Below are 26,410 nucleotides of genomic sequence, written 5' to 3'. Positions count from 1 at the left end.
TGGTATTAATGTTCGGATAGGTGCAAGATCTGTTTGATATACCGCATCAGATGACGGTTTATTTTGGCTGTTTTCCCATTAGTTGTTGCTAAACGTTCTAATATATAAGCACGTATCCATCTAGTGTACCGGGCATCTTTTCTACTTTTACAATTATTAAGCTCTAATAAAACTTATCACATTGTCCATTGTTAATAAAAATAGCAACAAAGTTTACGAACAGAGCTTTATTTTTTAAAATAAGTCCAACCATCCTCTTGATATACTTTATCTTCTTTCATTAATTTTCCTAATGCTCGTTTAAATGCTCCTTTACTCATGTGAAATCGTTGTTTTATATCTTCAGGTGCACTTTTATCTGAATAAGGCATAGCTCCTCCGCGGTCGTCCATATACTTACAAATTGCTACCGAATCATCATCCATGCTTTCGTGGCTTCTAGATAATAAAGATACATTAATTGTCCCATCATCCTTAACTGCAATGACTCTACCTTCAACGCTTTCACCTAACCTTGGTTCTGACTTTCGCTCTGAATGATGAATAAAGCCTCGGTACCCTTCATCTGTAAGTAAAAATGAGCCGACTTTTAAGGAACGATAAATAGTGCCTTTAATATTTCTATTGGAAAGTTCCTTTGGAGCAGTGTTCATTATTTCCGCAACGATTTCTTCTGTGGCAAGTTTAGCAAGTAATCGTCCACGATTGTCAGTTTTTAATGAACAATACAATTGATCGCCAATTTCTGGCCAAATATTTTCCAACAGAGGTAAATCGTCACCTGAAACGAGAATATCTTTTTTAATCCCAATATCTATAAATGCTCCGAGGTTTTGTTTTACTTCTACAACTTTTACCCAACCGTACGATTCAGATGTAATGCTAGGTAATGTTGTAGTGGCTGCTATTCGTCCCTGATGGTCAGAATACAAAAATACTTCTACTTCTTGTTGTAACTGAATGTCAGAAGTTATTTCGCTATTATGAAGAAGAATGCTTGTCTCACCATCTGATAAAAAAAATCCAAAATCTGATTCTCTCTCTACAACAAGAGTAACAATGTTGCCTGCTTTTACGTTGTTCATCTTTGTTTCCTTCTTTCTACAAAAATTCTCATATAGTTTACATTATAACCTGTTTCTAGCTTTTGTAAGTGGTATATGATTTTGATATGCAATAATATACATTATGTCATAAGTTGTCCCAATTGCTTAATTTTACTATAATAGAGACAAAACTCAATAGATATTTTGGAGGTGTTATCGTGGCGAAGGAAAGCTCATTTGATATTGTGTCTAAAGTGGATTTTTCAGAAGTAACGAATGCAATAAATATAGCTATGAAAGAAATTCAAAACCGTTATGATTTTAAAGGAAGTAAAAGTAACATCTCACTTGAAAAAGAAGATCTTGTGCTACTGTCTGACGATGATTTCAAGCTAGATCAGTTAAAGGATGTTTTAGTGAGCAAAATGGTTAAAAGGGGTATTCCGATAAAAAATTTAGACTACAGTAAAGTTGAAAGTGCTTCAGGTGGGACAGTAAGACAAAGAGCTAAGCTTATTCAGGGAATAGATAAAGAAAATGCTAAAAAAATAAATACGATTATTAAACAACTAGGTTTGAAAATTAAAACCCAAATTCAAGATGATCAAGTGAGGGTTACTGGGAAGAATAAAGATGATTTGCAAAAGGTGATTGCAGCCATTCGAGAGGCTGATTTAACCGTTGATGTACAGTTTATAAATTACCGTTAAAATATAATAGCCATTTAAATGGCTATTTAAGAATATTTTTCAGTACAAAGCGCCTCGTAGAATAGCCCATCTGATACTTTTAATGGGCGTCGAGGCGCTTGTCTAATCACTAATTTTACTTTCTGATGCCTAGGATATCCTCTTATTTGTTATGAACCTTTTTGTTCACAAATAAAAATAGTAAAAACAAGGTCGGAACAGCAAAGACCATTAGCATAAATGGTAAATTTACACCTGTTTTCTCAGCAAGAACATAAATCTCTGCTTCCTCCCGATCTATTGTTACCTTGTATCCCTGCTCCTCACTTCTAATTAAATCTCCAGCTAATAATCCTCTAAGTTCTTTTCCTTCTTCAAGCATATTTGTATCTAATTGTACTGTCTTTGTTTCAGAGGTATTGTTGATGACAGCAATAGCAGTTTCATCTTTATATGTCCGCTTAATGACTAGCATGCCATCTTCCTCATATAACATTTCAAAGTCTCCATAGGTTAATGATGGTAGTGTGCTTCTAAGTTCACTTAATTTAGTTATATATTCATATAATTCTTTCTCAGTTCGAAAATTCATTAGAAGTTGATTAGGAATTCCATTACCACCATCTAATGCTATTTCAGTTCCATATAATACAACAGGCGCACCAGGGGTTGTATACAAATGAACCAAAGCTTGTTTGATTCTTGTAACGGGATATTGATCCAGTGCTGTGGCTTTTCTTGTAAATCTATCTGTTTGAGGACTATCGATCATTTTCACTGTCGTTTCGGATTTGTTATTTGTTTCGTTAAATACATTATTAATTGTATCAAGTGGTTGATCAATTGTTACAAATTTGCTAGAAGCTTCTTCGTAATAGGAACGACTTACAATTGCATCAAAACCTATACCGTTATACGTGTCTTCAAGTTGAGATTCTATAGTTAGTTCATCTGCAAGCAAGAATAAATTTTGATTGCTTGATTTGATATCGTTAATAAAACCCTTCCAGAAATCACTAGGGTACATGCCAATATTTAATATATGATAACCATCAATACCTGTTTCTTCTTGCAAAGATATGTAAGTTTCCGCAATATTATTTGGCATTTCCATTGTTGTTTCAACATCTACAATTATCTTCATATTCCGTTTATGAGCTTCGTCTACTAACGCTATTAAATCCTCTTTCGTACCATAGTATTCTTTGATAGTGAGATTTTCGTTATCGTTACTAAAGTCGCTGTTAAAAATGGGTGATAATAATATAGTACTAAAACCCATTTCTTCAATATACTCGAGCTTTTGTATAACGCCCTGTATGTCACCCCCATAACCATCATTTGGAACCTCTTGATCATTTGATGTATCGCCATTAAAGAATTTCTCCACTATTACATAATAGATCGTTTCATCCTCCAAAGTTGTAGCCTCATTATTTTCAGCTTGAACTAATACGCCATGTATAAGGATGAATGGTATAAATAGGAAAGTAAGCAACCTTTTTTTCATTAATATTAAACTCCTTTTATTCATTTTTAAATGAGCATACATAAAATATATCCTTTACTAGATTATCTCCACTAGTAGTAGGTAGTCAATATTTTAGCGATATGCTTCACAGAAGAATATGCTTTTATTTGTATAAATTAACTCATGTTATATTTTCTAACATAAAACTCAAAAAAGTTGTTGCTTTTTTCTGAAACTTCACTTAGAATAAGATACATAATATAACAAGGTCACGTTAACTTATGTAACATATGAGTTAGAGGGGGAAATGAAATTGAAAAAAGTTGAAGCGATCTTTCGTCCTGAACACTTTCAGGATCTACGCAATAAATTAGAAACTATCGGTGTCAATGGACTTACTGTTTCAGAGGTTGCAGGATGTGGTAAGCAAAAAGGTCAAAAAGGGGTATTTAGGGGAAGTAAATTCGAGATCACATTAGTACCAAAAATTAAAGTAGAAATGGTCGTTGAAAACGAGAAGGTAGACGAAATCATTAACATCATTCAATCGATATGTCGAACGAACAGTGTAGGGGATGGGAAAATTTTTATCATACCAATCGAAAATGCTGTTAGGATTCGTACAGGTGAAACTGGAAAGCAAGCAATACTATAATTCGATAAAACCACTATTGAAAGGGAGAGATTAAGTTGAGAAGAATGAAAAGAACAGCACTTTTAACACTTATTATTAGTTTATTCATGTCGTCTGTTGCTTTTGCTGAAGGTCCAACCACAACTGCATTACAATCATCGATGGATATGATGTGGATCATGGTTGCAGCGTTGCTCGTATTCTTTATGCATGCTGGTTTCGCAATGGTAGAAAGTGGATTTACACGTTCTAAAAATGCATTAAATATATTAATGAAGAACATGTTGACGATTTCAATCGCATCAGTGCTTTATTTTTTAGTTGGATATGGAATTATGTTCGGATCAAGTGCAGGTGGATTTATCGGTACTAGTGGATTTGCCTTAAATGGTCATGAGGCTGACGTTGGATTCTTCTTATTCCAGGCAGTTTTCTCAGCAACATGTGCAACGATTATTTCAGGAGCTGTAGCAGAAAGAATTAAGTTATCTAGCTATTTATTAATTACGATTTTAATGACTGGTTTTATTTATCCTGTAGTTGGACATTGGATTTGGAATGGCGGATGGTTAGCTGAATTAGGTTTCGTTGATTTTGCAGGATCAACAGTTGTTCATTTAACAGGTGCACTTGGTGCAGTAGTTGCAGTATTCTTCCTTGGTGCAAGAATTGGCAAATACTCTGAGGGTAAAGTAAATGTCATTCCTGGTCATAATATCCCACTAGGGGCACTAGGTGTATTCATTTTATGGTTTGGTTGGTTTGGTTTTAACGGAGGAAGTACTTTAGCAGCTGATCCAGAATTAATCCCTCATGTTGTAACAACTACCTTACTATCAGCGTCGTGCGGTGTTCTAGCATCTGCATTTTACACAAACTTACGCTATAAAAGAATTGATGCTTCATTAACTTTAAATGGTGCTTTAGCTGGATTAGTAGGGATTACAGCTGGTACTGCAAACGTTTCTTTAGTTGGTGCAATCATTATTGGACTAGTGTCAGGTATCATCTTAGTTGAAGCAGTACAATTTATTGATCGTAAGTTGAAGCTTGATGATCCAGTAGGTGCAATCGCAGTTCATGGAGTTGCTGGAATTTGGGGAACATTAGCAGTTGGCTTCTTCGATACTCAAGCAGGATTAGTTTACGGTGGTGGAGTTCAATTACTTGGTATTCAAGCCTTAGGAATTACAGCAGTAATTGTATGGACCGTTGCTACATTAGGTGTTGCACTATTCATTATGACTCGTCTTGGATCAATTAGAGTATCTCGTGAAGAAGAGATCGGCGGTTTAGATTTTGCTGAGCATGGTTCAACAGCTTACGAGTTACGAGAAGGTATTTTATCAGATCAACATAATCCTGTTTCTCCTGAATTTGGTTCTGGATTAATTGAAAGATTAAATCAAGCTGGTTCAGCAAGTAGTAAAGCAACTGGTTGATTAACGAAAAACTAACATACAAAACAGCCATTTACTCATAGAGTGATGGCTGTTTTCATATTGTAAACACAGATGTTATTGTTATTTAATTTGCACAGCAAGTTAAGTAATTTGACAAGCAAAGATACTGCGAACCTCTAGCTGTATAGAAGATTATTACGAATAACTACTAGCCTTTATAATTTTATCATTAATTTAGTTTAAACAGAAAACCCTCAGAGGGCAGCCTCTGAGAGTTGGGTAATAACTCTTTATTTGGAATTTGGAAATGTAATGCAGTGTTTGTAATGCTTATTTATGATCTGTATCCTGTGAATATTGGCGTTCACCACGTTTACGGTTTTGTTCTTTTTGTAAATTTTGTTTGTGGTGCAGTGCATTATTATCTTTTGCTTTTTTGTCATTATCACTCGTATGCGGCATAAAGAGACACTCCTTTTAAATCGGCTGATTTCAAATTGACTGTTGGTATGCGATATAACTGGATAATTTTTTCTCGTTACAGTCAATAGCAACAACAATGAAAGGAAAAGAGCCTTTAGTTATAATCTATATTAGCTTGTCCGCGTTAGTGAGAATGTATGTAGCTTATTAACTATACTTATCATTCAAGAAAAATAACGCTAGTGTCCCTGGTCCAGCATGTGCTCCAATCGCACAGCCTATTGTATTGATTAAAAATTGATCGCAGCCAAACTCATCTTTAATTTTTTCTTGTAACAATAGTGCTCCCTCTTCATTATCTCCGTGACTGATACCGATCGTTTGAGTTGATAAATCAACTCCTCGTTCTCTCATAAGATCAATCATACGTTTGATCACTTTTTTGTTACCTCTAATTTTTTCTAATGGAATTAGCTTTCCATCCTCAACATGCAATAAAGGCTTAATATTTAGTAAACCTCCTACAAAAGCAGAGGTTCTACTAACTCTTCCTCCGCGAGCCAAATATTCTAAGTTATCAACTGTAAATATGTGTTCCATATGCTTACAGTGGAACTGGATAGCTTCGATGAGATCTTGATATGCTAGTGTTTTTGATAGCTCTACAGCCTTTTCTACAATTAATCCGTATCCTAAAGAAGCACATTTTGAATCAATAATTGTAAGTTCAAAGTTTGGGTATTCTTCTAAAACTTGCTCTCTCATTAACATTGCTGTTTGATATGTGCCGGACAGCTCAGAAGAAAAAGCGATATAAATTGATGATTTCTGCTGTTTTGCTAAGTTTAAGAATAGTTTTCTTAGCTCGCTAGGCTTGGCTTGTGATGTTTTTGCTACCTTTCCTTGTCGCATCGCATCATATACTTGCTTAGGTTTGATAGAGAGTAAATCTTCGTATTCTGTGCCATCAACATTAACACATAAAGGAACTAAATCTACATTTGAATTCCGATAAAAATCAAGCGGTAAGTCACTGCCGCTGTCTGCAATAATATTTGTATTCATCCAAGCACCTCTTTAAATAAATTGCTACATTAATAAATTTAAGCCTACTCAATAAGTTTATCATGACAAAAGAAATTATAGTATTGCAAGTTTGGGTAGAATATGTTTAATTTAATACATCACAGCAGTGAAAATAGTTAATAAAGACACTTTATTTAGAATTTGTAGCTACTATACTTATATAGTTAATCGTTTATATTTTACTAAGAATAACAACAAATAAAACGTACAGCTTCATAAAATGAACCGTTAGAATATTCAAGTTTTGGGAGTAGAAATTTAGTTTATAAAGGGGAATCATAGTAATTATGCATGAAGTAAAAAAGTTTGTAATAGTCATCTTAGGTGCATTATTAAATGCATTAGCACTTAATTTCTTTTTAATTCCTGCCAATATTTATGCTGGAGGCTTTGCAGGTCTTTCGCAGTTACTATCGAGCATTACTGGACAATTCACACCATTTCAAATATCAACAGGTATTTTTCTGTTCTTACTAAATGTGCCAGTTGCGATCCTAGGTTGGAAAAAAGTAGGGAAAAGGTTTACCCTGTATAGTTTTTTAAGTGTCGTATCGATGTCATTCTTTCTTCAAATATTACCTATCGTTCATGTTTCTGAAGATATTTTATTGAATGCAGTTTTTGGTGGAGTCATTCAAGCAGTAGGAATTGGTTTCACATTGAAATATGGCGCTTCTACAGGTGGTCTTGATATAATCACGCTAGTTTTATCTAAAATCAATGATCGCCCTATTGGTGTATATTTCTTCTCATTAAATGCCGTAATCATTATAACAACCGGTTCTTTATATGGTTGGGAATACGCACTATATACGTTAGTGACCTTATATGTAGCGACAAGAGTGATTGATTCAATACATACTAGACATGAAAAACTAACAGCGATGATCATTACAAAAAAAGCAGATGAGCTAAAAGAGGCAATTCACTCAAAGCTAGTGAGGGGAATTACGACAGTACCTGCAAAGGGTGGCTTTTCAAATGAAAGTCAAGAAATGATGATTATCGTAATCACGAGGTATGAATTGTATGATTTAGAAAGAATCATCAAAAAGGTCGACGAGAATGCATTTACTAATATTGTTCAAACAGCAGGTATCTTTGGCTTATTTCGAAAAGAATAATCAATTAGAAAGGGTAGGAAATCAAGAGCTACTTTTTAGCTTATTTCCTACCCTTACACCGAAATAAATATTTTAACAATTAATTAATGTTGTAAATTGTCTAACCTATTTTGAAGCTCTCTTAACTGCTTTTTTTCGGCAATCGTTGAGTTTGCATATGCTGAGGACAATGCATTTTTTGCCGCTGATACGGCATCTTCAGATTGAGCAGCCTGTTCAGCTAATTGAACTGCTTCTCGAGCTTGTTGAAACAATTGATTTCCCATCGCTATGCCCCACCAATTGATGATTCTTTAACATTTGAAATTTTTTGTCTTTCCTCTGCCTCTGCATATGTCGTGTGATAAGGGATCCGTTCATCATGTTTTTCAACAGCGTCAACACCTTGTTGAACGAAGCGTTTGGATTTATTACGTTTACCCATCAGTAGCCCCCCTTAAATCATCCTAAAGAAACTAACTCAGTAAAATCGATTTATATTGAAACATGTTACTTGGTTTATCTTCATCTACACTCGATTTATTGAGTCAGTATCATTTATATTTTGGCTAACAATTGTTTATATATACATGAATGATTAGGTTAAGGCCCTTGGTATAAACTTTGTTGTTATTTGTAATAAATATTAATTATACGAGATTTTGCAAAAGCCAAGGTGTTCGAGTAAGTGGTTATAGGCAACAAAGAATGCAAAAATTGTCTTTTGTTATATGGTTATAATTGTTAGTTGGAACATTAATTAACAATATCATTTAGTTATCAAGTTTTAATATACTAGCTAAAGCCTTACCGACTCCATCTTGTTCGTTTGTAGTGGTAATATCTTTAGCAAGGGACTTTAATTCATCAATTGCATTTCCCATAGCAATTCCAAATCCTGCATAATCAATCATTTCTAAATCATTGTCTTCATCGCCAAAAGCTATTATACGGCTGCGAGGAATTTGATAATAGTCAGCAATTTTTTTCAAACCAACGGCTTTATTTAGCCCAGCTTTTACAATCTCTATAATGTGCCATGGTGCTCCCCATTTGCGATGATCGATCATTTCTGCATGTACATCTGATAAATAGGAACGAATTTCTTGTACGTGGCTCTCTTCTGCATGAATTAAAATACTCGTAGGGTCGTGAGTTAAAATTTGCTTTAAGTCACCTGTTTCAATTTTTGGATTGCCAAAGTTAAAGATATTTAAATACTTTTCGTCATGATAATGAAAATAAACATCATCCATCACTTCAGCTAAAATATTCTTAATATCATATTGCTCACTAGCTTCAACGATATCCTTCGCTGTATTTAAATGAAGTGGGGTATGATATAATCCCCAATTGTGATCGATTGGATGATGAACGAAGGCACCATTAAAATTAACAATAGGTGTTTTTAAATTAAGCTCATTATAATAAATTTCACTAGCTCTGTATGGTCTTCCAGTTGCAATAACAACTATATGACCTGCCATTTGAGCCTTCATGATCATTTCTTTCGTATATGCGGAAATCTTTTTATCATCATTTAATAAAGTACCGTCTAAATCTAATGCGATTAAATGTTGTTGAAAGCTCATAATGTCTCCTTTGTAAAAATAATTTATCTTACATAATAAACCATTTATTATACTATTTAATAGTAGAAAATAACTATCGATTGTTTTAAGTGTACCTTGAATGGAAAAAATTTGTCCACTATTTTGTAATAAAATGAAAAATAATAAGAGTAAGTACGATTACATTGATATCTCCCTATATTAATTCATTTCCATATAGCTAGTATCTGCGACAATAAATGTAACAAATCGTTCATATTTGCAATAAGAAAATGTACTGAAAAGAAGTAATTTTTTTGCTAATTAGTACATATATGATATAATGAAAATGATTCTCAAGTAGATCGAAAGGGTGAAAAACATGGATAAAGCTTTAGAAGAAAATATAATGGGCGCACTTGAAAATGTGCTTGATCCAGAGTTAGGTATTGATATTGTTAATTTAGGCTTAGTGTATGGTGTTGATATAGATGATAATGGGACTGCGACTGTTACAATGACTCTCACTTCTATGGGATGTCCATTAGCAGGAACTATTTCAGAAGATGTAAAGAGAAATTTAGCGGATATACCAGAAGTGAAAGAGACAGAAGTTAGTATTGTTTGGAGCCCACCTTGGAGTAAAGATCGCATGTCAAGATATGCAAAAATTGCTTTAGGGGTTCATGGATAAGGAAGTAGTAAAATACATTTGATATATATATTCTGGAGATTATTGTAAAAGAGGTGGAGACTAAAAAAACTCCATCTCTTTCTCTTTATGTTGCAATAAGGTGAATTTTTTTCATTTCTAGCTGAAAAAGTGTTTTTAGCTTTGTTACTTTTATTCCTAATCTATAAGATAAAGCTGATGTTTTACTCCTCGTTACTCATCGTTTTATAGAAGGAGAGATGCAACTTGTTTAGTTTTTATGGAAAAAATAACAATTCATAAAAAAAGCCCTTGGCTAAGAGCGGAATTGTTTCTTGTTTCAATAGTAATGTTGTTTGGGTAAATGGCTAGCATCACAGCTTCAATATGAAAGGTTCTCTTCGTATTGAAGCTGTGATGCTATTCTCAACAAATTTGTACCATAAGAAGTACTTAAATGTTAGTCATCATGTTACAGATGAAAAGATCCCCCGAACTCTAGTTGTGTACGCGTTTATTAAAGGCTCTTTTCGTAAACTTAGTTGCTATGTTAATTTAAAATGGACTATATTACGATTTTTATGAGACTCAATAATTGTATATGTAGAAAAGATGCCACGAAGGCTAGATATATACGTGCTAATATCTTTGAACGAAAAGCAACAATCAATGCGAAAACAGCCTTATTATAAAAACAATTAATGCGAATAGAACCTGCTATTAAGATTAACAACCAGTCAGGTGGAGGAGAGTTACCACCTGATTCACCGAGTTCGAGTTTACTTACATGCAGTCACTATATTCCTTGTAAAGTTTGTAATGCTCTTTGTGACATGCGTTGCGGTGTCCATGCTGGCTCCCATACAAGTTGCACGTTAACTGTATGAACCTCTCCCAGTTGCTCGATAACATGCTTAACACCATTTACAATGCTATCGTGTAAAGGGCAACCAGGGGTAGTTAATGTCATGATAATTGACACATCATTAGCTGTGGATATAGTAACATCATAAATCAAACCGAGGTCAACAATATTTATGTTTAACTCCGGATCAATCACTTCATATAGACGACTGTACACTTTATCTGTTAAGCTCATTAAAATCTCCTCCTTATTTCCGAATGACGTTGCCAATTGAAAAACAAAAGGTGGCAGTAGTTAATAACATTACTAATTGACTGATCGTATATAACGGAACACTCTTTACGATAATAGATAAAGCTATTCCAACAATGCTTATTAGAAAAGCAAGAAAAGTAGGTATGCTCATTTTCTCATTAATCATTTCTTTTAACGAAGGAACAGATTCTTTACCTATCTCTTTGCTATATCGATGCGTCCACCATAAAAACGGAACTATTTTGTATAGGTATCCCATAATACTTAACACAATCCAAGTGATAATATAGAGTAATATAAGTATTGGAAACCAATGATGGAGACTGGGGAAAAAAGAGATAATCATTGCAAAATAATGAATGAAAAACCCATTTATAATAGCTAATAATGAAAACATAAAAGGTTTATCAAGCTTCTTCTTAATTCTTTTTGTAAGAATGGTATATATATGCCCCGTAAATAGACTAAAGCCAATGAATAATCCACTAACACCAATTGGTAATAAAACTGAAAAGTCTAACAAAAAAGAAAAGCCTGTTAAAAGTAAGCCGCATACATAAACACTATATACCCAAGCGGCTAATTTCATTGAAAATCCGTGTGCAAGAGCAAACATCGGCACCATTTTATAAGAAAAACCAAAAATCAATAAAGTAAACCAGCCTGCGATACCAAATAAAATATGTGTTTTTAACAGTGGAATATGTTGAAATAATACTGTTCCGAACTGCAAATTATATGCTAACAATATTCCTAAAGCCAATGTAAGCAATAAGCAAATGAGTGCGCTGCCAACAAACAATGTGAGTATATTGAATTTCTCTTGCTTTTTCATGGTCATCAACATTTGAAAGATAAATAGTAATATTGAAAATAAAGCAATACTTCCACTGTATAAAATTGTTTTAGGTGCAAATACAAATGATAATGCCAGGCTAGAAACCCCTATAGCACTTAAGAAAAATTGAAAAAAGCCTAAGCGTTCACTCCAAATAGGAGTAAGGAAGACAACAGGAACAAGTTGGTACATTGCCCCCATTGCCACCATCACTGCCCATCCGAGAATAAGCAAATGTGCACTACTCCATATTTCAGGAATTCTATATAATCCTTTTACGATATTCTCACCTTGAAAAACCAGAATAAATTGACTTGCTAGAAAGGCCAATAAACTAAAAAAAATAAATAAAAATGGAAGCTTTATATTTGTTTCTGTCGTAGCTTGCTGTGGAAACATAAAGTATCACCTGTTTTCATCTTCTAATATCAATTTGATAAGTACCATCGTCTAGCTGTTTAGTATGGTGCGTATACTTGAGTTCATCCAATTGCTCATATAAGAACATAGGTCGTCTATCATTAATAATTGAAAGAACTTCGTTATCTTGAAGTTTTTCCAATGCTGCAAGTGTTCTTATCATTGGCTGGGGAGGCTCTAGACCTCGATTATCAAGAATCATTTTTCTCACCTCGCACAAAGGTTACTTTCCAATGCTTTGCTGCTACCTTCTCAACGGTATAAGTAAAACCTTTTGTTTTCATAATTGTAAGCAGCGGTGTAGGTTTGATAGGTGCGTGTAATATAAAAATGTCATCATCGTTCAATGACGAAACAGTATTTGTTATTTTTTGAAATGGCTGAAGCTTTTTATTTATATCTTCTCTCACATCTAACTCAACGATGTTTTTTGCTCCTGTATCATTCACTTTTTATTCCTCCTTGTCATATCCTTTGATTTAATGATAATAATTTTCAATTAAGTTTGGTGTGATTCAGTTCACTTGTTGATAATTTTTTCACTAGTTACCATTCACAATTTGTCCACAAGAATATGTGATGCATATCACATACATACCCAAATCAAAATAATTACAATATTTACATGAATGTTGAGGAGGTTGTCCTTATGTTTGATCGAGATTTTAATAAAAATCCATTTATAGTCATTTGGGAATTAACGCGTGCTTGTCAATTACATTGCTTGCATTGTCGAGCAAAAGCTCAAACTAGACGGGACCCTAGAGAATTATCCTTTGAGGAAGGGAAACAATTAATAGATCAGATTTATGAAATGGATAATCCAATGTTGGTGTTTACAGGTGGAGACCCATTGATGAGGGAAGATGTATATGATATTGCAGATTATGCGATAAAAAAAGGTGTAAGGGTATCCATGACACCTAGTGCCACTCCAAATGTAACAAAACAAGCGATTGAGAAGGCAAAAGAGGTTGGTTTAGCACGGTGGGCTTTTAGTTTAGACGGTCCAACTGCCGAAGTACATGATCATTTTCGTGGAACGAAAGGATCTTTTGATTTAACAATGAATGCCATAAAATATTTACATGAGTTAGAAATTCCAGTGCAAATTAATACAGTGATTTCTCGCTACAATGTTGATGTGCTAGAAGAAATGGCTAAGGTTGTAGAAGAATTAAAATGTGTCCTATGGAGTGTGTTTTTTCTCGTTCCTACTGGACGGGGGAAAGAGTCAGATATGGTATCTCCAGTACAGCACGAACAGATTTTTAACTGGTTATATGAATTAAGTAAAAAGGTACCGTTTGATATTAAAACAACAGCTGCACAACACTACCGTCGTGTTGTTATTCAACAGAAAATGAAAGAAGCAAAAGATACAGATCGAGCTATCCGTTATGCAGATGCCTTAAACGAAGGAAAAACGGGTCAAATTGATGGCTTAGGTCGAGCACCAAAAGGTGTCAATGACGGCAATGGTTTTGTCTTTATATCTCATATTGGTGATGTATTTCCGAGTGGATTACTGCCTGTCAAAGCTGGGAATATTAGAGAGAAGACATTAGCAGATATTTATAGAAATTCTCCTATCTTCAAAGATTTGCGAAATTCAGACAAATTTAAAGGGAAATGCGGTGTATGTGAATTCCGCTTTGTTTGTGGTGGCTCACGTGCAAGGTCGTATGCAGTAACTGGAGATTTTTTAGAAAGTGAACCATTCTGTGTGTATATACCGAAAGCATTGCGGTCAAAATCAGTGAATACTTAATATAACAAGCTGAAGTAGGTGTAGCCTTACTCAATACTTTTGAGTGGGATACACCTTTTTTATGTAGCTATGTTGAAACTTGGCCTCTTTGATTGATGTTTATCATAACTATCGTTTACTGTATCTTTTCTTAGTTAACAAAATAGCTATTGCGTACAACCTATAGTGTTGAATGGCGTCTTGTTAACGAACGTTTTATTTGAACATCTAGAAAAGTATTAGCTATACAAATTGAGTTCTTTACCCCAATTTAAAACTTTATCTAGATAATAGGTAAGCAATACACCTTTTTTACCATCAAACTCCTTTTGTAATTGTACTAGTAAGCCAGTTTCAAGAAGGTACTGTAAATAGGACATTTTATATAATATCATAGGGTCACTTTGAAAGGTGATTCCTCTTTTGTTCATTTCAGTAGTATATAATTGAACACAATGGTTACGAATGCTATCATCATTGTTTTTCTCGGAATTACGTAATCCAAGGTATCTTTCAACTAGTAAATTGATATCAAACCAACCTGATGCAAATCTAGCCGATTCCCAATCAATCATTCGAATATGGTTGTTTGTATTTTGATTTATATGATTGCAGCAAATATTTTGTAAATGAAGGTCACCGTGTACGATACATTGTCCATTTTGTACTAGTTCAGGAAATGATAATGAACTTTTACTTAATATTTGTTGTATTATGCTATGCGTAGGTTCTATTATTTTCTTTAAACGCTTGTGGTGTAATGCATCGATAAGATACAATTTTGTTTTTTGTATTTTAGCTTGTCTTCGTGTTTTCGCTTTCTTCGAATGAAAGGTTGGAAACCAGGGATTAAACAAATCGATATTATCGTAGAAATTTTGCTCATATGAGTGGGCATGTAATTTTGCAACTGTTGGTATGATATAGTCAAAATGATTTGGAGGATGAATTCGTCCACGCAAAGGCTCAATATATTCTATTAACATCCATGTTTCGTTATCAAATATTTTTGATTTAGTGGCGTATATTGTTGGCATAAACTCTTTTAAAAAGGGGTGAGCTTTATCATATAAATTTATTTCTACATTATTTCTATTTTTTGACCCTATATAACGTTTAAATATTATTGGTTGAATACCCAATTCTGTTGAGATGTCTAATTTATAAATTATACTTTTCGAAGATGCTCTTAATTGCTGAATGGAATCAGGAACAAATGACTTATATTTGCCAAACTTATGTTTAATTTGATGATGAAAATCGGCGTTTTGAAAAATCTTTTTAATGTTGGCAATATCCATCATGTATTCTCTTCCTGTTTTTTAGTTTTCCAAGAATTATAGAGATGAGAAAATGCACTGCGCAAAAATGGCATCGGGTCATCCCATGCGAATAGTGCATATTGTTTGTTTCCAGTTAGTCCCTTCTTGAAGTCGTAAAAAGTCATTTCACCATGTTCCTTTTTATGGAGGTAGGCAAGGTAATACCGTACAAGATAGATCCATTTAATGTCTTCTATTTGATACAATCTCGGTTCAGGGTCTTGACCAGTTAAGTAAAGGTAGTATAAATATGCAAAATCTATACCACAAGCCTCTGTTAAACTATGAGAAAGCCATAATCTAGAATTGATCTCAATAAACTTAAGTTCACCATCACGGGGATCTTTTTTAAATTCGGCCATGGATACTCCCTTACACTCCAATTCTTTTAGAAACGGTAAGCCAACATCAATAATTTCTTCATCCCTTTTACTAATAATGAGGGCACCTGTACCCATGTTCGGCGGGAATTGATGAAGCTTTTGTAGTGTGAAAAGAGCTTTGACATTCATATCTTCATCAAGAAAAGTTGCCAGTTTGTAAAAAGTGCTGTCATCACCTGGAATAAATTCTTGTAGCATTAACTCACCAAATTGTCGATAGTAAGGAAAAGTAGCTTTTAATTGTTCTGCACTATGAACCATGATAATTTTTTTATTAATATGTTGACGAAACTTATGTCCGTAAACAGGCTTTATGATACACGGAAATGTTAATTTGTTAAGAATACCTTCCAATTCTTCTTCCTTATCTAAAAAAAAGGTTGTCGGGCATGGTATATTATGCTTTGTAGCTAGTTCATATGTTAAACGTTTATCGATTAATGCATGAACTGTTGTGTGCTCAGGTAATAAAAATAAATAATACATAGACAATATTTCTCTATGCTTAGACATAAAATATAGAAAATCATCTGAACCAGCATATAGCACAGCTTTACAGCAAAATGTCTTACCTAGGTTCAATAGGAAAGTAAGCAAGCCTTCTTCATCTTTAATAGGATCTGGACAACCCTTACATGTTGCATAACATGTTTTCCCGATTTTGTATTTTTTCCCTGTATCAAAGGCGTATACATCCACTCCTTTTCTACCTAAACTTCTTACAATCCCAATTCCATTTGCACTTAAATCAAGAACGATTGCCGGATGCTTACGCTCAACCATATTCCAACTACCTTTCTATAATAAAGATTGGTACTCCTGTTCAATTTTTCTTGACATCTCGTTAACTGTTAGTTCAGCCTGTGCAAACTTGCGGGCATTTTCCCCTAGTTCGTTTCTTAAAGAGGGATTTTGAATAAGTAGTAGCAGATGCTTTGAGAGTGTTTCAATGTCACCTGGTGTTGAAAGTAAACCTTCCTTCTGATGATGAATTAATTCGGGGATTCCTCCTACATATGATGAAACGATAGGTAACCCCATATGCATCGCTTCAATGATAGAAATTGGTAGACTATCATTTATAGTAGGTAAAACAAAAATGTCCGTTTCTTTTAATAGCTGAGGGATGTCGTCTCTACTTCCTAAGAACACAACATTTGACAAACGTAAATGTCGTGCTTGTTGTTCTAAATCCTCTCTCGTCTTACCGTCACCAATAATCCTAATTTCTACATGATCTAAATGCTCTTTTATCATGTTTAAGGCTTCCAACAAAATATGGTGACCCTTACGTTGAGTAAGACGGGCAATACAAGAAATGATCGTTTGATGGGGATTCTCATCTTTGGGTTGCTTTATTTCTTCATTTTCTTCTATTCCAGTATGAACTGTAAGCATTTTTGAATCGTGTGCACCTAATTGCTTAAGCGGTTCACGGAAATGATCTGATAGGATGATAATCTTATCCGCATATTGAACAGCCTTTTTATCAATTTCAATAAAGTACCTTGCTGAAAGTGAATCTTTGTCTACTTCTTTAAATTTTATTCTATTGAGGCTTAAAATCCCGTGAGGAGTATAAAGTAGTGGTTTTTCATAATGTTCGTTAAGAATACCTAAAATATTCGCAGTTGCTAAATCCTGAGCGTGTAAAATATCATAACCCTCAAGGTTTTGTTGACTTAAATGTGTTAAATATGTGTAAAAGTTAACATCAAGCTGAAAAAACTTCTTCTTATCTTTACCGTAGCGTTGTTGATAAAATTTCCACAAATAGTCACTTATGTTGTTCTTTGTGTTTACATAACCATCAAACTCGTTTGGACATGTAATTTCAACGACATGGCCACGATTCTCCATGCCGTGTTTTAGATTAGTAATATAGTTAGATAAACCTCCAACATGAGGATAGTTCCAGAAAGTCGTTAGTAATATTCTCAATGTCTACTTCCCCTTTGTGCCCTCTAGTTTGATTTGTCATCATGCTTCATTTACAGACTTTGTTGAAGATTGAATGCTGTCGTTATTTGATTCCTCGAATGGGTCTTTTATGTCTTTCTTAAGTAATTGTTGTTGGAAATGATGGTCCATCATGGCAAGTAAATCTGGTGAAGGAACTTGTAGTTTTGCTAATTTGGAAATTGTTATCTGTTTATTTGAAAAATCACCAATTGTCTTCATATTGGATCCTCCTAATAATTTCAAAAGCCTCAGCATAATGTACGCCGACTGTCATCCCTCTATACCTTGCTAAAAATTTTATCCCATCAAACGAACGGGGGTGAGGGAAAGGGCGCATTTCAACATCGTAATGTTTAAGGGCATTCAATTTATTATCGATTGTATCAGTTACGTCAACATAGTAATTTGGTTTGAAAGTTTGGTCATTCGTATGGTGGGTCCATTCGGTAGATGAAACTGTTTCAAAGCAAATTATGTCGATTGGGGCACTTCCAGCTATAGGACGTGCAGCAGTCATAACAGCTTGGAATGTAACTTGATGGTCCTTATTTAAATCTCCATAATGGTGAGTGAATATTTTACAAGGTTGATATATTGCAATTAACTTTTCAATTTTCTTATTAATAAGGTGAAGTGGGAAAGTTTCCATTTCTAAATTAGGATACTCGAGGAAAATAATTTCTTTTACACCTAACTCTTTATTTGCTTCTATACAGCAGTTGGTGATATATTCATCTTCTTTGTTGCGGCCTTGAGCAGTTATTACAGTAATAACTTCATATCCACTATTTATTAATTTTTTTATAGTTGCACCCGAACCAAGCAGTTCGTCATCAGGATGGGATGCAATAATTAAGGCAGTTTTTTTTAGCATCAATCCTTCATCTCCAAAAATGTGTAATCTATTTTAGGTTATGTATATGGGTTTAATGAAAAAGTTGATACAGACATATGCGGATAATGACTACCCATTTTTTACAGAGGAAAACATTTACGGATGAATCTTAACCGACAAATGAAGGAAAAAAAGAGTAGATGGAGTTAGGCTCCACCTACTATACAAGTCTTATCATATTGTTGCTGTTTGAACATATGAAAGAAGTAGCTTTTCAGTATTAATTATTGAAGCTTGATGGGTACGCTCAAATGCATGTGATGATTCAATACCAGGACCAATAAGTCCGTGAACAATATCAAATCCTGAGCGTATAGCTGCGGATGCATCGGATCCGTAATAAGGATATATGTCAACCTTATAGTCAATATTATTTTCGTTAGCCAATTGAACTAGCTTTTTTCTAAGGCCATAATGATACGGGCCACTAGAATCCTTCGCACAAATAGACACAGTATATTCATCAGAAGCTTGACCATCTCCAATAGCGCCCATGTCAACTGCCAAATATTCAATTGTTTCAGGTGTAATATTCGAGTTACCACCATAGCCAATTTCTTCGTTATTGGAAATAAGAAAATGTGTTGTATGTGGAAGCTGTATGTTATCTTTTTTGATATGTTCAATTAGTTGTAGTAAGATAGCTACACTTGCTTTATCATCTAAATGTCTAGATTTAATAAACCCGCTTGAAGTAACTTCAACTCTAGGGTCAAATGACACAAAATCTCCAACTTCGATACCTAGAGAGCGAACGTCGTCTGCATTCTCTACCTTTTCATCAATTCTAACTTCAATATTCTCTTCATTTCGTTTAGCTTCACCAGCATTTTTAAATACATGAACGCTCGTTTGATGCATCAGAATGGTACCTGTATATGTTCGTCCGTCTGAGGTTTCAATTTGACAATACTCTCCTTCAACAGAATTCCACCGAAAACCTCCGATCATCGAAAGTTTTAACCGCCCATTACTCTTGACTTCCTTCACCATAGCTCCAAGTGTATCCACATGTGCAGTTAACATTCGATGTTTCGTGTCGTCAGTTCCAGGAAGGGTTGCAAGCAGTCCACCTTTTCTATTGCGTCTAGTCTCAACCCCGATGTTAGTAAGTTTATCTTCAATAAATTGAATGATGTTGTCTGTATGGCCAGATGGACTTGGAATCGATACTAGTTCTTTAATAAGCTCAATTGTTGCATTTGTGTTTGGATATGTATTCATCTTAAAGCTCCTCTCAAAATAAAAATATATCTCTCATTACTTTATCATATATATTAGTTTTCTTATAATGTAAAAAAGAGACTTACATAAGGAGAAGTCATATGAAATTACTTATTGCAGACCGTGATCAAGATGAAAGGATAGGCATACGTTGGTTAGTATCGGCAAACTCATTTTCATTTGAGCAAATATTGCTAGCTAGTTCATTTGACGAGCTTATTATCTACCTTGAAAATGATGTTCCAGAAGTAACAATCATAGAGCTTGATATGATCCCAAGAGAGCACTGGAACATACTATTGAGCAGGATAAAACAATATACACAAATCGTCATAGCTGTTTCAGCAGAAGCAACATATGAACGTGCAAAGCAAGCGATAGAGCTGCAAGCTGTTGATTTATTAGTAAAGCCAAATTCACCAGAATCATTAAAGAAAACTTTATATCGTTCAGTTAATGTTTTAAGAGTGGAACATAGCTCTAAACAACGTCAAGCTAATAAGTATAATACTACAACTTATCGTTCGCTATTTATCCAAGATCATCAAAATGAAACGGCTGATTCTTTAATGGTATTACAAACTGAAGATCAAAATAAGTTAGCTGAGCTGCGTTTATTTCTTGAAACCTATTATGTAATGGAGGATGTGTTACTATTACCTGTCAGTGATTTAATTGTATTAGTTTTTCAAAACAAAAATACGAAGCAGTTAGAGGCAGTTGGAAATCGACTCCTTCAAGATTGGGATGAAGAAAAAAATGAACCAATGGCCATCGTTATTCATAGCCATGGGATGATTAAATCACTTCACGAAGCATACATGCAAGCAAAAGGTGCTTTACAAGTAACATACTTTAAAGGATACAGACAACTTATACATGTAAAGCAAAATGTTGAATGGAATACCATTGACCCATTTTTAACTCCTCAAGAGCAAAGAGAATGGATAGATATGCTTAATAACAAGGATAAGGATATGGTTAAGTCATGGATGTACCGTCATTTTCTATCAATTTCAGAGCCTTTTCCTGAACCAGGCTTGGTACGAACTAGATTAACGAGCATACTAGCACAAATACGTCGATATATGAAATCACTTTATTTAGATCACGGGGTGTACGAAGAGTTATACCATAAAGTATTTGAAGAAATTCTATATAGTCCAGTCTTATACCGTTCTGTTCAACAAATGATTCTGTTTACAGGTCATTTATTTGATGGTGCTCAAAATCAACTAGAATCTTCACGTCACGATGTCGTCGAACTAGGCGTGGCATATATTGAAAGGAACTATCATCATCAAACTTTATCATTAGATGACGTTGCAAAATACACAGGTCGAAGTCCCAGCTATTTTAGCCATTTACTTAACAAAAAAATGAACATATCTTTTATTCAGCTTGTGACTAATCTTCGGATTCACGCTGCGAAAAGGTTGTTATGGGAGACAGATTTATCGATTAAAGAGGTTGCAAATAAAGCTGGTTTTCGAAATGCAAATTACTTCAGTAGAATTTTTAAGCAGGTGATGGGTGTTACTCCTAGAGAGTATAGAATGGAGAAAGATATAGATTTAAATTAGACCTATGTTTAAACTGGTTGTTGGTGAGTGAGCTTTGCTGTTATGTTATTGAATGAAAACAGTCGAGTATAGTCATTCTTCATAAAGACTGTTTTCACCTAGCATGTTGTTTTATTAGGAAGGTTGGCGGAATCTTTTCTTTTGTAAAATGATGACTTACATATAAAGCAACCTCTTATGGTACAAGGATGGAGAGAACAATAAAGGTTACGAATAGAGCCTCATAAGATAAAAATTTTGTATGTGTGTTATCTGTAAAATGGCACAACGATGAATACACCGAAAATCACAAAAAAATACTAATAACAAAATAAATTACTATAATTTCACGTAAATCCTTCTATTTTCATCATACCAACTTGATATCGTCTTGAATTTCACAAAGTTTTGTTCTATTTTTCTGAAATTTCCCCTAGTATACTTACTCATAAGAAATGAATAATGGGGTGTTTATGATTAGTACAAATAAGCGTAGCATTGAAAATTATACAGGATCAGAATTAAATGCAAAAGGTTGGGTTCAAGAAGCAGCATTAAGAATGCTCATGAATAATTTAAATGAGGATGTAGCAGAAAGACCTGAAGATCTCGTTGTATATGGAGGTATTGGCAAAGCTGCTCGTAATTGGGAAAGCTATGATGCGATTATTAAAACTTTACACAATTTAGAAGACGATGAAACGATGCTTGTTCAATCTGGGAAACCAGTTGCGGTGTTTAAAACACACACGGACGCACCTAGAGTGTTAATTGCAAACTCAAATCTTGTGCCAGCTTGGGCAAATTGGGATCACTTCCATGAGCTTGATAAAAAAGGCTTAATGATGTATGGACAAATGACAGCTGGTAGCTGGATATATATCGGCAGCCAAGGTATCGTTCAAGGCACATATGAGACGTTTGCTGAACTTGGACGCCAGCATTTCAATAGTACACTAAAAGGAACGATATCTCTAACAGCCGGATTAGGTGGTATGGGTGGAGCACAGCCATTAGCTGTTACTTTAAATGAAGGTGTTTGTATTGCTATTGAGGTAGATCGAACTAGAATTCAACGACGCATTGAAACACGCTATCTAGATATAATGACAGAAAGCATTGATGAAGCTATTCAATTGGCACGTGAAGCGAAGGAACAGGGGAAACCACTATCGATTGGTTTATTAGGAAACGCTGCAGAAGTATTACCAGAAATGATTAGCAAAGGATTTACTCCAGATGTACTAACAGATCAAACGTCCGCACATGATCCAATAAATGGATATATACCTTTAGGCTATTCTCTAGAGAAGGCAGATGAGTTACGTAAAGCTGATCCAAAAGCATATGAGAGTGAATCTAAGAAGAGTATTGCTGAACATGTAAAAGCGATGTTAACAATGCAGGAACTAGGTGCGATTACTTTCGACTATGGAAATAACATTAGGCAGGTAGCAAAGGATGAAGGAGTGGACAACGCTTTTAATTTCCCTGGCTTTGTACCAGCTTATATTCGTCCACAGTTTTGTGAAGGAAAAGGGCCTTTCAGATGGGTTGCTTTATCAGGAGACCCAGAAGATATTTATAAGACAGATGAAGTCATTTTACGTGAGTTTAGCTACAATAAACATTTATGCAATTGGATTAAAATGGCTCGTGAAAAAATTCAATTTCAAGGGTTACCATCTCGCATTTGTTGGTTAGGTTATGGAGAGCGCGCTAAATTTGGGAAAATTATTAATGACATGGTTGCTAGCGGTGAATTGAAAGCACCAATTGTTATTGGACGTGATCATCTAGACTCTGGTTCAGTAGCTTCACCAAATCGTGAAACTGAAGGCATGATGGACGGAAGTGATGCAGTAGCTGATTGGCCAATTTTGAATGCTTTAATAAATAGCATCGGTGGTGCAAGCTGGGTATCTGTACATCATGGTGGTGGTGTAGGAATGGGGTATTCATTGCATGCAGGTATGGTCATCGTTGCTGATGGAACACCAGAAGCTGCAAAAAGGCTTGAACGTGTGTTAACGACAGATCCTGGTATGGGAGTTGTTCGTCATGCAGATGCGGGGTATGATTTAGCGAAAAAGACAGCAAAAGAAAAAGGTATACACATTCCAATGATGGATTAAGGGGAGGAGGGTAATTATGAAACCACTTTTTATTAGAAATGCAAATGAAGTGATAACGCTGAAAGGTAGTTCAGAACATCCACGAAAGTTAGAGCAGATGGAAAACCTAGAAGTAATTAAAGGTGGCAGTGTCTGGTTGGAGAACGACAAAATCATAGCTGTTGGTACGGATGAACAACTATATGAACAATTTATGCATCAAATTGATGAAGCAGAAGTAGTTGATGCGCGTGGCAAAGTGATCTTACCTGGCTTAGTAGATCCTCATACTCATTTAGTGCATGCAGGAAGCCGAGAAAATGAATTTAATATGCGCCTAAAAGGTGCGAGCTATATGGATATTATGAATGCTGGTGGTGGCATCCATGCATCTACAAAAGCAACAAAGGAAGCTAGTCATGATCAATTGTACGCGGAAAGTAAACGTAGATTAGATCATTTTTTACTTCACGGTGTTACGACTGTGGAAGCGAAAAGTGGCTATGGCTTAGCATTAGAGCATGAAATAAAGCAGCTTGAAGTAGCAAAACAACTTAATGAAGATCACTTCATTGATATTGTTTCCACTTTTATGGGGGCACATGCGGTACCTGCAGAATATAAAGGTCGACCTGATGAGTTTGTAGATATCGTTGTAAATGAAATGATCCCTAAGGTTGCGCAGACAAAACTTGCTGAATTTAATGACGTATTTTGTGAACATGGTGTGTTTACACCAGAGCAATCAAAGCGTATTTTACAAGCTGGATTGGAACATGGCTTACTTCCTAAAATCCATGCAGATGAGATTGAGCCATATGGTGGGGCTGAAACTGCAGCAGAAGTTGGAGCAGTATCAGCTGACCATTTGCTTAAAGCATCGGAAAAAGGTATGGAAATGATGGCAGAAAATGATGTTATAGGCGTGTTGCTCCCAGGAACAGCATTTTTTCTCATGGCTGAATTTGCAAATGGGCGCAAAATGATTGATAAAGGTGTCCCGGTAGCTTTATCTACGGATTGTAATCCTGGGTCTTCACCTACTGTTTCAATGCCATTTATTATGAATTTAGGCTGCTTAAAAATGGGTATGACTCCTGCTGAAGTAATATGTGCTGCTACAATCAATGCTGCTCATGCGATTAAACGAGGACAAGAAATAGGAAGTATTGAGGTCGGTAAAAAAGCAGATATATTAATTGTTGATGTACCGAACTATATGCAATTACCATACCATTACGGCATGAACCATACAGATACGGTTATTAAAAACGGAAAAATTGTCGTTGATGGAGGGAAGCTTTGTGTCTAATTATCCGTACCCTTTGCTTAAGCGACCACCATTTAGCTGGGATAGAGACGAGAATATAGCAGAACCTAAAGTACATGAATGGATTCAAACATTACCTGTAAATCATGATGTTAATTGGGAGAACTATGATATCTCTATTTTAGGAATACCTCTTTCGCGCTCATCTATTAGTGCATCAGCCGCGAGTGAGAATCCTGAAGCGATGCGCAGAGAATGGAAGTCTTTTACGACGTATAATATTGATTATGACATCGATTTAAGGGACCTTTCTGTAGTAGATTTAGGTGATGTTAAACAGCATGTTACAGACATTGCACTGTGTCATCAAAATATTACCGATGCTATGGTTGCAATGCGTCACCATCATCCACATTTATTACCTATCATGCTCGGTGGAGATCATTCCATTACTGCAATGTTAGTGAAAGGGTGGAAGAAGGCACATGCTAATGCGAAAATAGGTATTTTACAGTTTGATACTCATTTTGATCTACGAGATGTAAATGAATTTGGTCCAGCGAACGGTACACCAATTAGAAACCTCATTGAAAGCGAGATAATAGAAGGTAAACATGTGTATAATATAGGCCTTCATGGTTTCTTTAATGCGAAATCATTAAAGGACTATGCAGACGAATGTGGGTTGAATTATACGACACTACGTGAGGCTCGTAAACAAGGAATTGAACACGTAGTAAAGCGAGCAATAGATGAGCTGAGTAAACAAGTAGATACAATATATTTGACTGTTGATATGGATGTACTAGATATTACTGCTGGGCCGGGGGCACCTGCTGCAACACCTGGTGGAATGAGAACAGATGAGTTGTTTGATGCTGTTTATATTGCTGGTCAAAGTGACAAAGTGAAGGCAATGGATATTGTTTGTCTTGATCCACATAAGGATCAAGCAAATTCAACTGTCAAAGCAGGTGTACATGTCATGCTATCATTTTTATCTGGATATGTTAATAGATCAAGTGAAAAGAGCTCTGTTCGTTAATTCTCTCATTTCAACAATGATGCTTTGATGAACGTGTCAATATATAAACATCAATTCTGAAAGCTTTTGAGATGGAGCTTTTAAGATATTGCTATAATAATAATCCTGCTCGTATGTTGGCAGGATCTTTTTTTATTCTCAATGTGGTCAGGTTGTCATATAACTTTGTATTATTAAGACTCTTTAGTGCTTGTTTAAGTCAACTCTATGAAGGAAAGTATGTTATTGAAGATGAGAGTAGTTTTGACTTTCACATTAAAAAGAAGTTACGACTAATTGATCCTTCCGTATGGCTTGACAATAAATTGCCAAGATCATCCCAATTATCTAGCAAGATTAGGAGTATGACAGATGATGCTGAAAGGAAATCTAAAAAGGGTGTATACGTTAAATTAAGTTTGTAGATATGAAATTATCAGGTGTATAAAATTGTTATATATTGATTTCT

General features: G+C 34.9%; 27 protein-coding genes. 10 read left to right on the top strand and 17 right to left on the bottom strand.

The genetic code is table 11. The features are described from left to right. Positions 1–227: 227 nt before the first annotated feature. Complete coding sequence (locus SLH52_RS05020; protein WP_320208193.1) at positions 228–1,085, bottom strand: S1 RNA-binding domain-containing protein; 858 nt, start codon at positions 1,083–1,085, stop codon at positions 228–230. A gap of 179 nt (positions 1,086–1,264) precedes the next feature. On the opposite strand from SLH52_RS05020, the gene SLH52_RS05015 reads away from it, so the two are divergent. After that, positions 1,265–1,756 (top strand): YajQ family cyclic di-GMP-binding protein, encoded by a 492-nt coding sequence (locus SLH52_RS05015; RefSeq protein ID WP_320208192.1) that lies wholly within the window; start codon positions 1,265–1,267, stop codon positions 1,754–1,756. A 142-nt stretch (positions 1,757–1,898) separates the two neighbouring features. Here the strand turns inward: SLH52_RS05015 and SLH52_RS05010 are convergent, their stop codons facing one another. Next, positions 1,899–3,245 (bottom strand): alpha-amylase family glycosyl hydrolase, encoded by a 1,347-nt coding sequence (locus SLH52_RS05010; protein ID WP_320208191.1) that lies wholly within the window; start codon positions 3,243–3,245, stop codon positions 1,899–1,901. A 274-nt stretch (positions 3,246–3,519) separates the two neighbouring features. Here SLH52_RS05010 and SLH52_RS05005 point away from each other — a divergent pair, with 274 nt between their 5' ends. Together SLH52_RS05005 and SLH52_RS05000 are read left to right on the top strand one after the other, a co-directional pair. Next, positions 3,520–3,861, top strand: coding sequence for a P-II family nitrogen regulator (locus tag SLH52_RS05005; RefSeq protein WP_320208190.1), 342 nt, complete (start codon positions 3,520–3,522; stop codon positions 3,859–3,861). 44 nt (positions 3,862–3,905) lie between these two features. Then, positions 3,906–5,282: an ammonium transporter gene (locus SLH52_RS05000; protein WP_214482624.1), complete on the top strand. Its 1,377-nt coding sequence runs from the start codon at positions 3,906–3,908 to the stop codon at positions 5,280–5,282. A gap of 291 nt (positions 5,283–5,573) precedes the next feature. Here the strand turns inward: SLH52_RS05000 and SLH52_RS04995 are convergent, their stop codons facing one another. Together SLH52_RS04995 and SLH52_RS04990 are read right to left on the bottom strand one after the other, a co-directional pair. Beyond that, a complete protein-coding gene (locus tag SLH52_RS04995; RefSeq protein WP_214482502.1) occupies positions 5,574–5,705 on the bottom strand; it encodes a DUF3941 domain-containing protein in 132 nt (43 codons plus the stop codon). 168 nt (positions 5,706–5,873) lie between these two features. Further along, positions 5,874–6,731 (bottom strand): DegV family protein, encoded by an 858-nt coding sequence (locus tag SLH52_RS04990; RefSeq protein ID WP_320208189.1) that lies wholly within the window; start codon positions 6,729–6,731, stop codon positions 5,874–5,876. A 308-nt stretch (positions 6,732–7,039) separates the two neighbouring features. Here SLH52_RS04990 and SLH52_RS04985 point away from each other — a divergent pair, with 308 nt between their 5' ends. Next, positions 7,040–7,876, top strand: a complete 837-nt coding sequence (locus SLH52_RS04985; protein WP_320208188.1) for a YitT family protein — start codon at positions 7,040–7,042, stop codon at positions 7,874–7,876. A gap of 83 nt (positions 7,877–7,959) precedes the next feature. On the opposite strand, the gene SLH52_RS04980 is transcribed toward SLH52_RS04985, so the two are convergent. The 3 genes from SLH52_RS04980 to SLH52_RS04970 form a co-directional block, all read right to left on the bottom strand. Then, the gene (locus SLH52_RS04980; RefSeq protein ID WP_320208187.1) at positions 7,960–8,142 is read right to left on the bottom strand and encodes a DUF3813 domain-containing protein; all 183 of its coding nucleotides are present in this window, start codon (positions 8,140–8,142) and stop codon (positions 7,960–7,962) included. A gap of 2 nt (positions 8,143–8,144) precedes the next feature. After that, positions 8,145–8,300, bottom strand: coding sequence for a hypothetical protein (locus tag SLH52_RS04975; RefSeq protein ID WP_214482509.1), 156 nt, complete (start codon positions 8,298–8,300; stop codon positions 8,145–8,147). Between the two features lie 328 nt (positions 8,301–8,628). Further along, positions 8,629–9,447, bottom strand: coding sequence for a Cof-type HAD-IIB family hydrolase (locus SLH52_RS04970; protein WP_320208186.1), 819 nt, complete (start codon positions 9,445–9,447; stop codon positions 8,629–8,631). Positions 9,448–9,787: 340 nt separating this feature from the next. On the opposite strand from SLH52_RS04970, the gene SLH52_RS04965 reads away from it, so the two are divergent. Beyond that, positions 9,788–10,099 (top strand): metal-sulfur cluster assembly factor, encoded by a 312-nt coding sequence (locus SLH52_RS04965; RefSeq protein ID WP_320208185.1) that lies wholly within the window; start codon positions 9,788–9,790, stop codon positions 10,097–10,099. Positions 10,100–10,853: 754 nt separating this feature from the next. Here the strand turns inward: SLH52_RS04965 and SLH52_RS04960 are convergent. The 4 genes from SLH52_RS04960 to SLH52_RS04945 are packed head-to-tail and all read right to left on the bottom strand — an operon-like array spanning position 10,854 to position 12,884. After that, positions 10,854–11,156 carry a metal-sulfur cluster assembly factor gene (locus SLH52_RS04960; protein WP_320208184.1) on the bottom strand — a complete coding sequence of 101 codons (303 nt, stop codon included), beginning with the start codon at positions 11,154–11,156 and terminating at the stop codon, positions 10,854–10,856. Between the two features lie 13 nt (positions 11,157–11,169). Beyond that, positions 11,170–12,414, bottom strand: coding sequence for a hypothetical protein (locus SLH52_RS04955; protein ID WP_320208183.1), 1,245 nt, complete (start codon positions 12,412–12,414; stop codon positions 11,170–11,172). Positions 12,415–12,430: 16 nt separating this feature from the next. Further along, complete coding sequence (locus tag SLH52_RS04950) at positions 12,431–12,637, bottom strand: DUF2249 domain-containing protein (RefSeq protein ID WP_320208182.1); 207 nt, start codon at positions 12,635–12,637, stop codon at positions 12,431–12,433. After that, on the bottom strand, positions 12,627–12,884 hold the full coding sequence (locus tag SLH52_RS04945) for a DUF2249 domain-containing protein (protein ID WP_320208181.1): 258 nt from the start codon (positions 12,882–12,884) through the stop codon (positions 12,627–12,629). The genes SLH52_RS04950 and SLH52_RS04945 overlap by 11 nt, the downstream gene beginning before the upstream one ends. A gap of 200 nt (positions 12,885–13,084) precedes the next feature. Between SLH52_RS04945 and SLH52_RS04940 the strand changes: the two genes are divergently transcribed. Beyond that, positions 13,085–14,206 (top strand): TIGR04053 family radical SAM/SPASM domain-containing protein, encoded by a 1,122-nt coding sequence (locus SLH52_RS04940; RefSeq protein WP_320208180.1) that lies wholly within the window; start codon positions 13,085–13,087, stop codon positions 14,204–14,206. A 218-nt stretch (positions 14,207–14,424) separates the two neighbouring features. On the opposite strand, the gene SLH52_RS04935 is transcribed toward SLH52_RS04940, so the two are convergent. From SLH52_RS04935 to SLH52_RS04910, 6 genes are all read right to left on the bottom strand, one after another. Then, on the bottom strand, positions 14,425–15,489 hold the full coding sequence (locus SLH52_RS04935) for an oxidoreductase family protein (RefSeq protein WP_320208179.1): 1,065 nt from the start codon (positions 15,487–15,489) through the stop codon (positions 14,425–14,427). Then, on the bottom strand, positions 15,486–16,673 hold the full coding sequence (locus SLH52_RS04930) for a carbamoyl-phosphate synthase (protein WP_320208178.1): 1,188 nt from the start codon (positions 16,671–16,673) through the stop codon (positions 15,486–15,488). Before SLH52_RS04930 ends, SLH52_RS04935 begins: the two co-directional genes overlap by 4 nt. A gap of 15 nt (positions 16,674–16,688) precedes the next feature. Then, positions 16,689–17,831 (bottom strand): glycosyltransferase family 4 protein, encoded by a 1,143-nt coding sequence (locus SLH52_RS04925; protein ID WP_320208177.1) that lies wholly within the window; start codon positions 17,829–17,831, stop codon positions 16,689–16,691. 39 nt (positions 17,832–17,870) lie between these two features. After that, positions 17,871–18,071, bottom strand: a complete 201-nt coding sequence (locus tag SLH52_RS04920; protein ID WP_320208176.1) for a hypothetical protein — start codon at positions 18,069–18,071, stop codon at positions 17,871–17,873. Continuing rightward, entirely contained in the window at positions 18,055–18,726 is a 672-nt protein-coding gene (locus SLH52_RS04915; RefSeq protein ID WP_320208412.1) for a PIG-L deacetylase family protein, read from the bottom strand. The genes SLH52_RS04920 and SLH52_RS04915 overlap by 17 nt, the downstream gene beginning before the upstream one ends. A 195-nt stretch (positions 18,727–18,921) precedes the next feature. Next, positions 18,922–19,971: a M42 family metallopeptidase gene (locus SLH52_RS04910; protein ID WP_320208175.1), complete on the bottom strand. Its 1,050-nt coding sequence runs from the start codon at positions 19,969–19,971 to the stop codon at positions 18,922–18,924. A gap of 101 nt (positions 19,972–20,072) precedes the next feature. On the opposite strand from SLH52_RS04910, the gene SLH52_RS04905 reads away from it, so the two are divergent. The 4 genes from SLH52_RS04905 (at position 20,073) to SLH52_RS04890 (ending at position 25,962) form a co-directional block, all read left to right on the top strand. Beyond that, positions 20,073–21,554, top strand: coding sequence for a helix-turn-helix domain-containing protein (locus SLH52_RS04905; RefSeq protein WP_320208174.1), 1,482 nt, complete (start codon positions 20,073–20,075; stop codon positions 21,552–21,554). 452 nt (positions 21,555–22,006) lie between these two features. Beyond that, entirely contained in the window at positions 22,007–23,668 is a 1,662-nt protein-coding gene (hutU, locus tag SLH52_RS04900; RefSeq protein ID WP_320208173.1) for a urocanate hydratase, read from the top strand. Positions 23,669–23,684: 16 nt separating this feature from the next. Then, complete coding sequence (gene hutI / locus SLH52_RS04895; protein WP_320208172.1) at positions 23,685–24,959, top strand: imidazolonepropionase; 1,275 nt, start codon at positions 23,685–23,687, stop codon at positions 24,957–24,959. Continuing rightward, positions 24,937–25,962: an agmatinase family protein gene (locus tag SLH52_RS04890; protein WP_413785494.1), complete on the top strand. Its 1,026-nt coding sequence runs from the start codon at positions 24,937–24,939 to the stop codon at positions 25,960–25,962. The genes hutI and SLH52_RS04890 overlap by 23 nt, the downstream gene beginning before the upstream one ends. Positions 25,963–26,410: the final 448 nt, after the last annotated feature.

The sequence above is a fragment of the Cytobacillus sp. IB215665 genome (genome assembly GCF_033963835.1).
Taxonomy (GTDB): Bacteria; Bacillota; Bacilli; order Bacillales; family SM2101; genus Nanhaiella.
The sequence above is the reverse complement of the archived record's forward strand: the minus strand, read 5'-3'. Positions and strand labels throughout refer to the sequence as shown.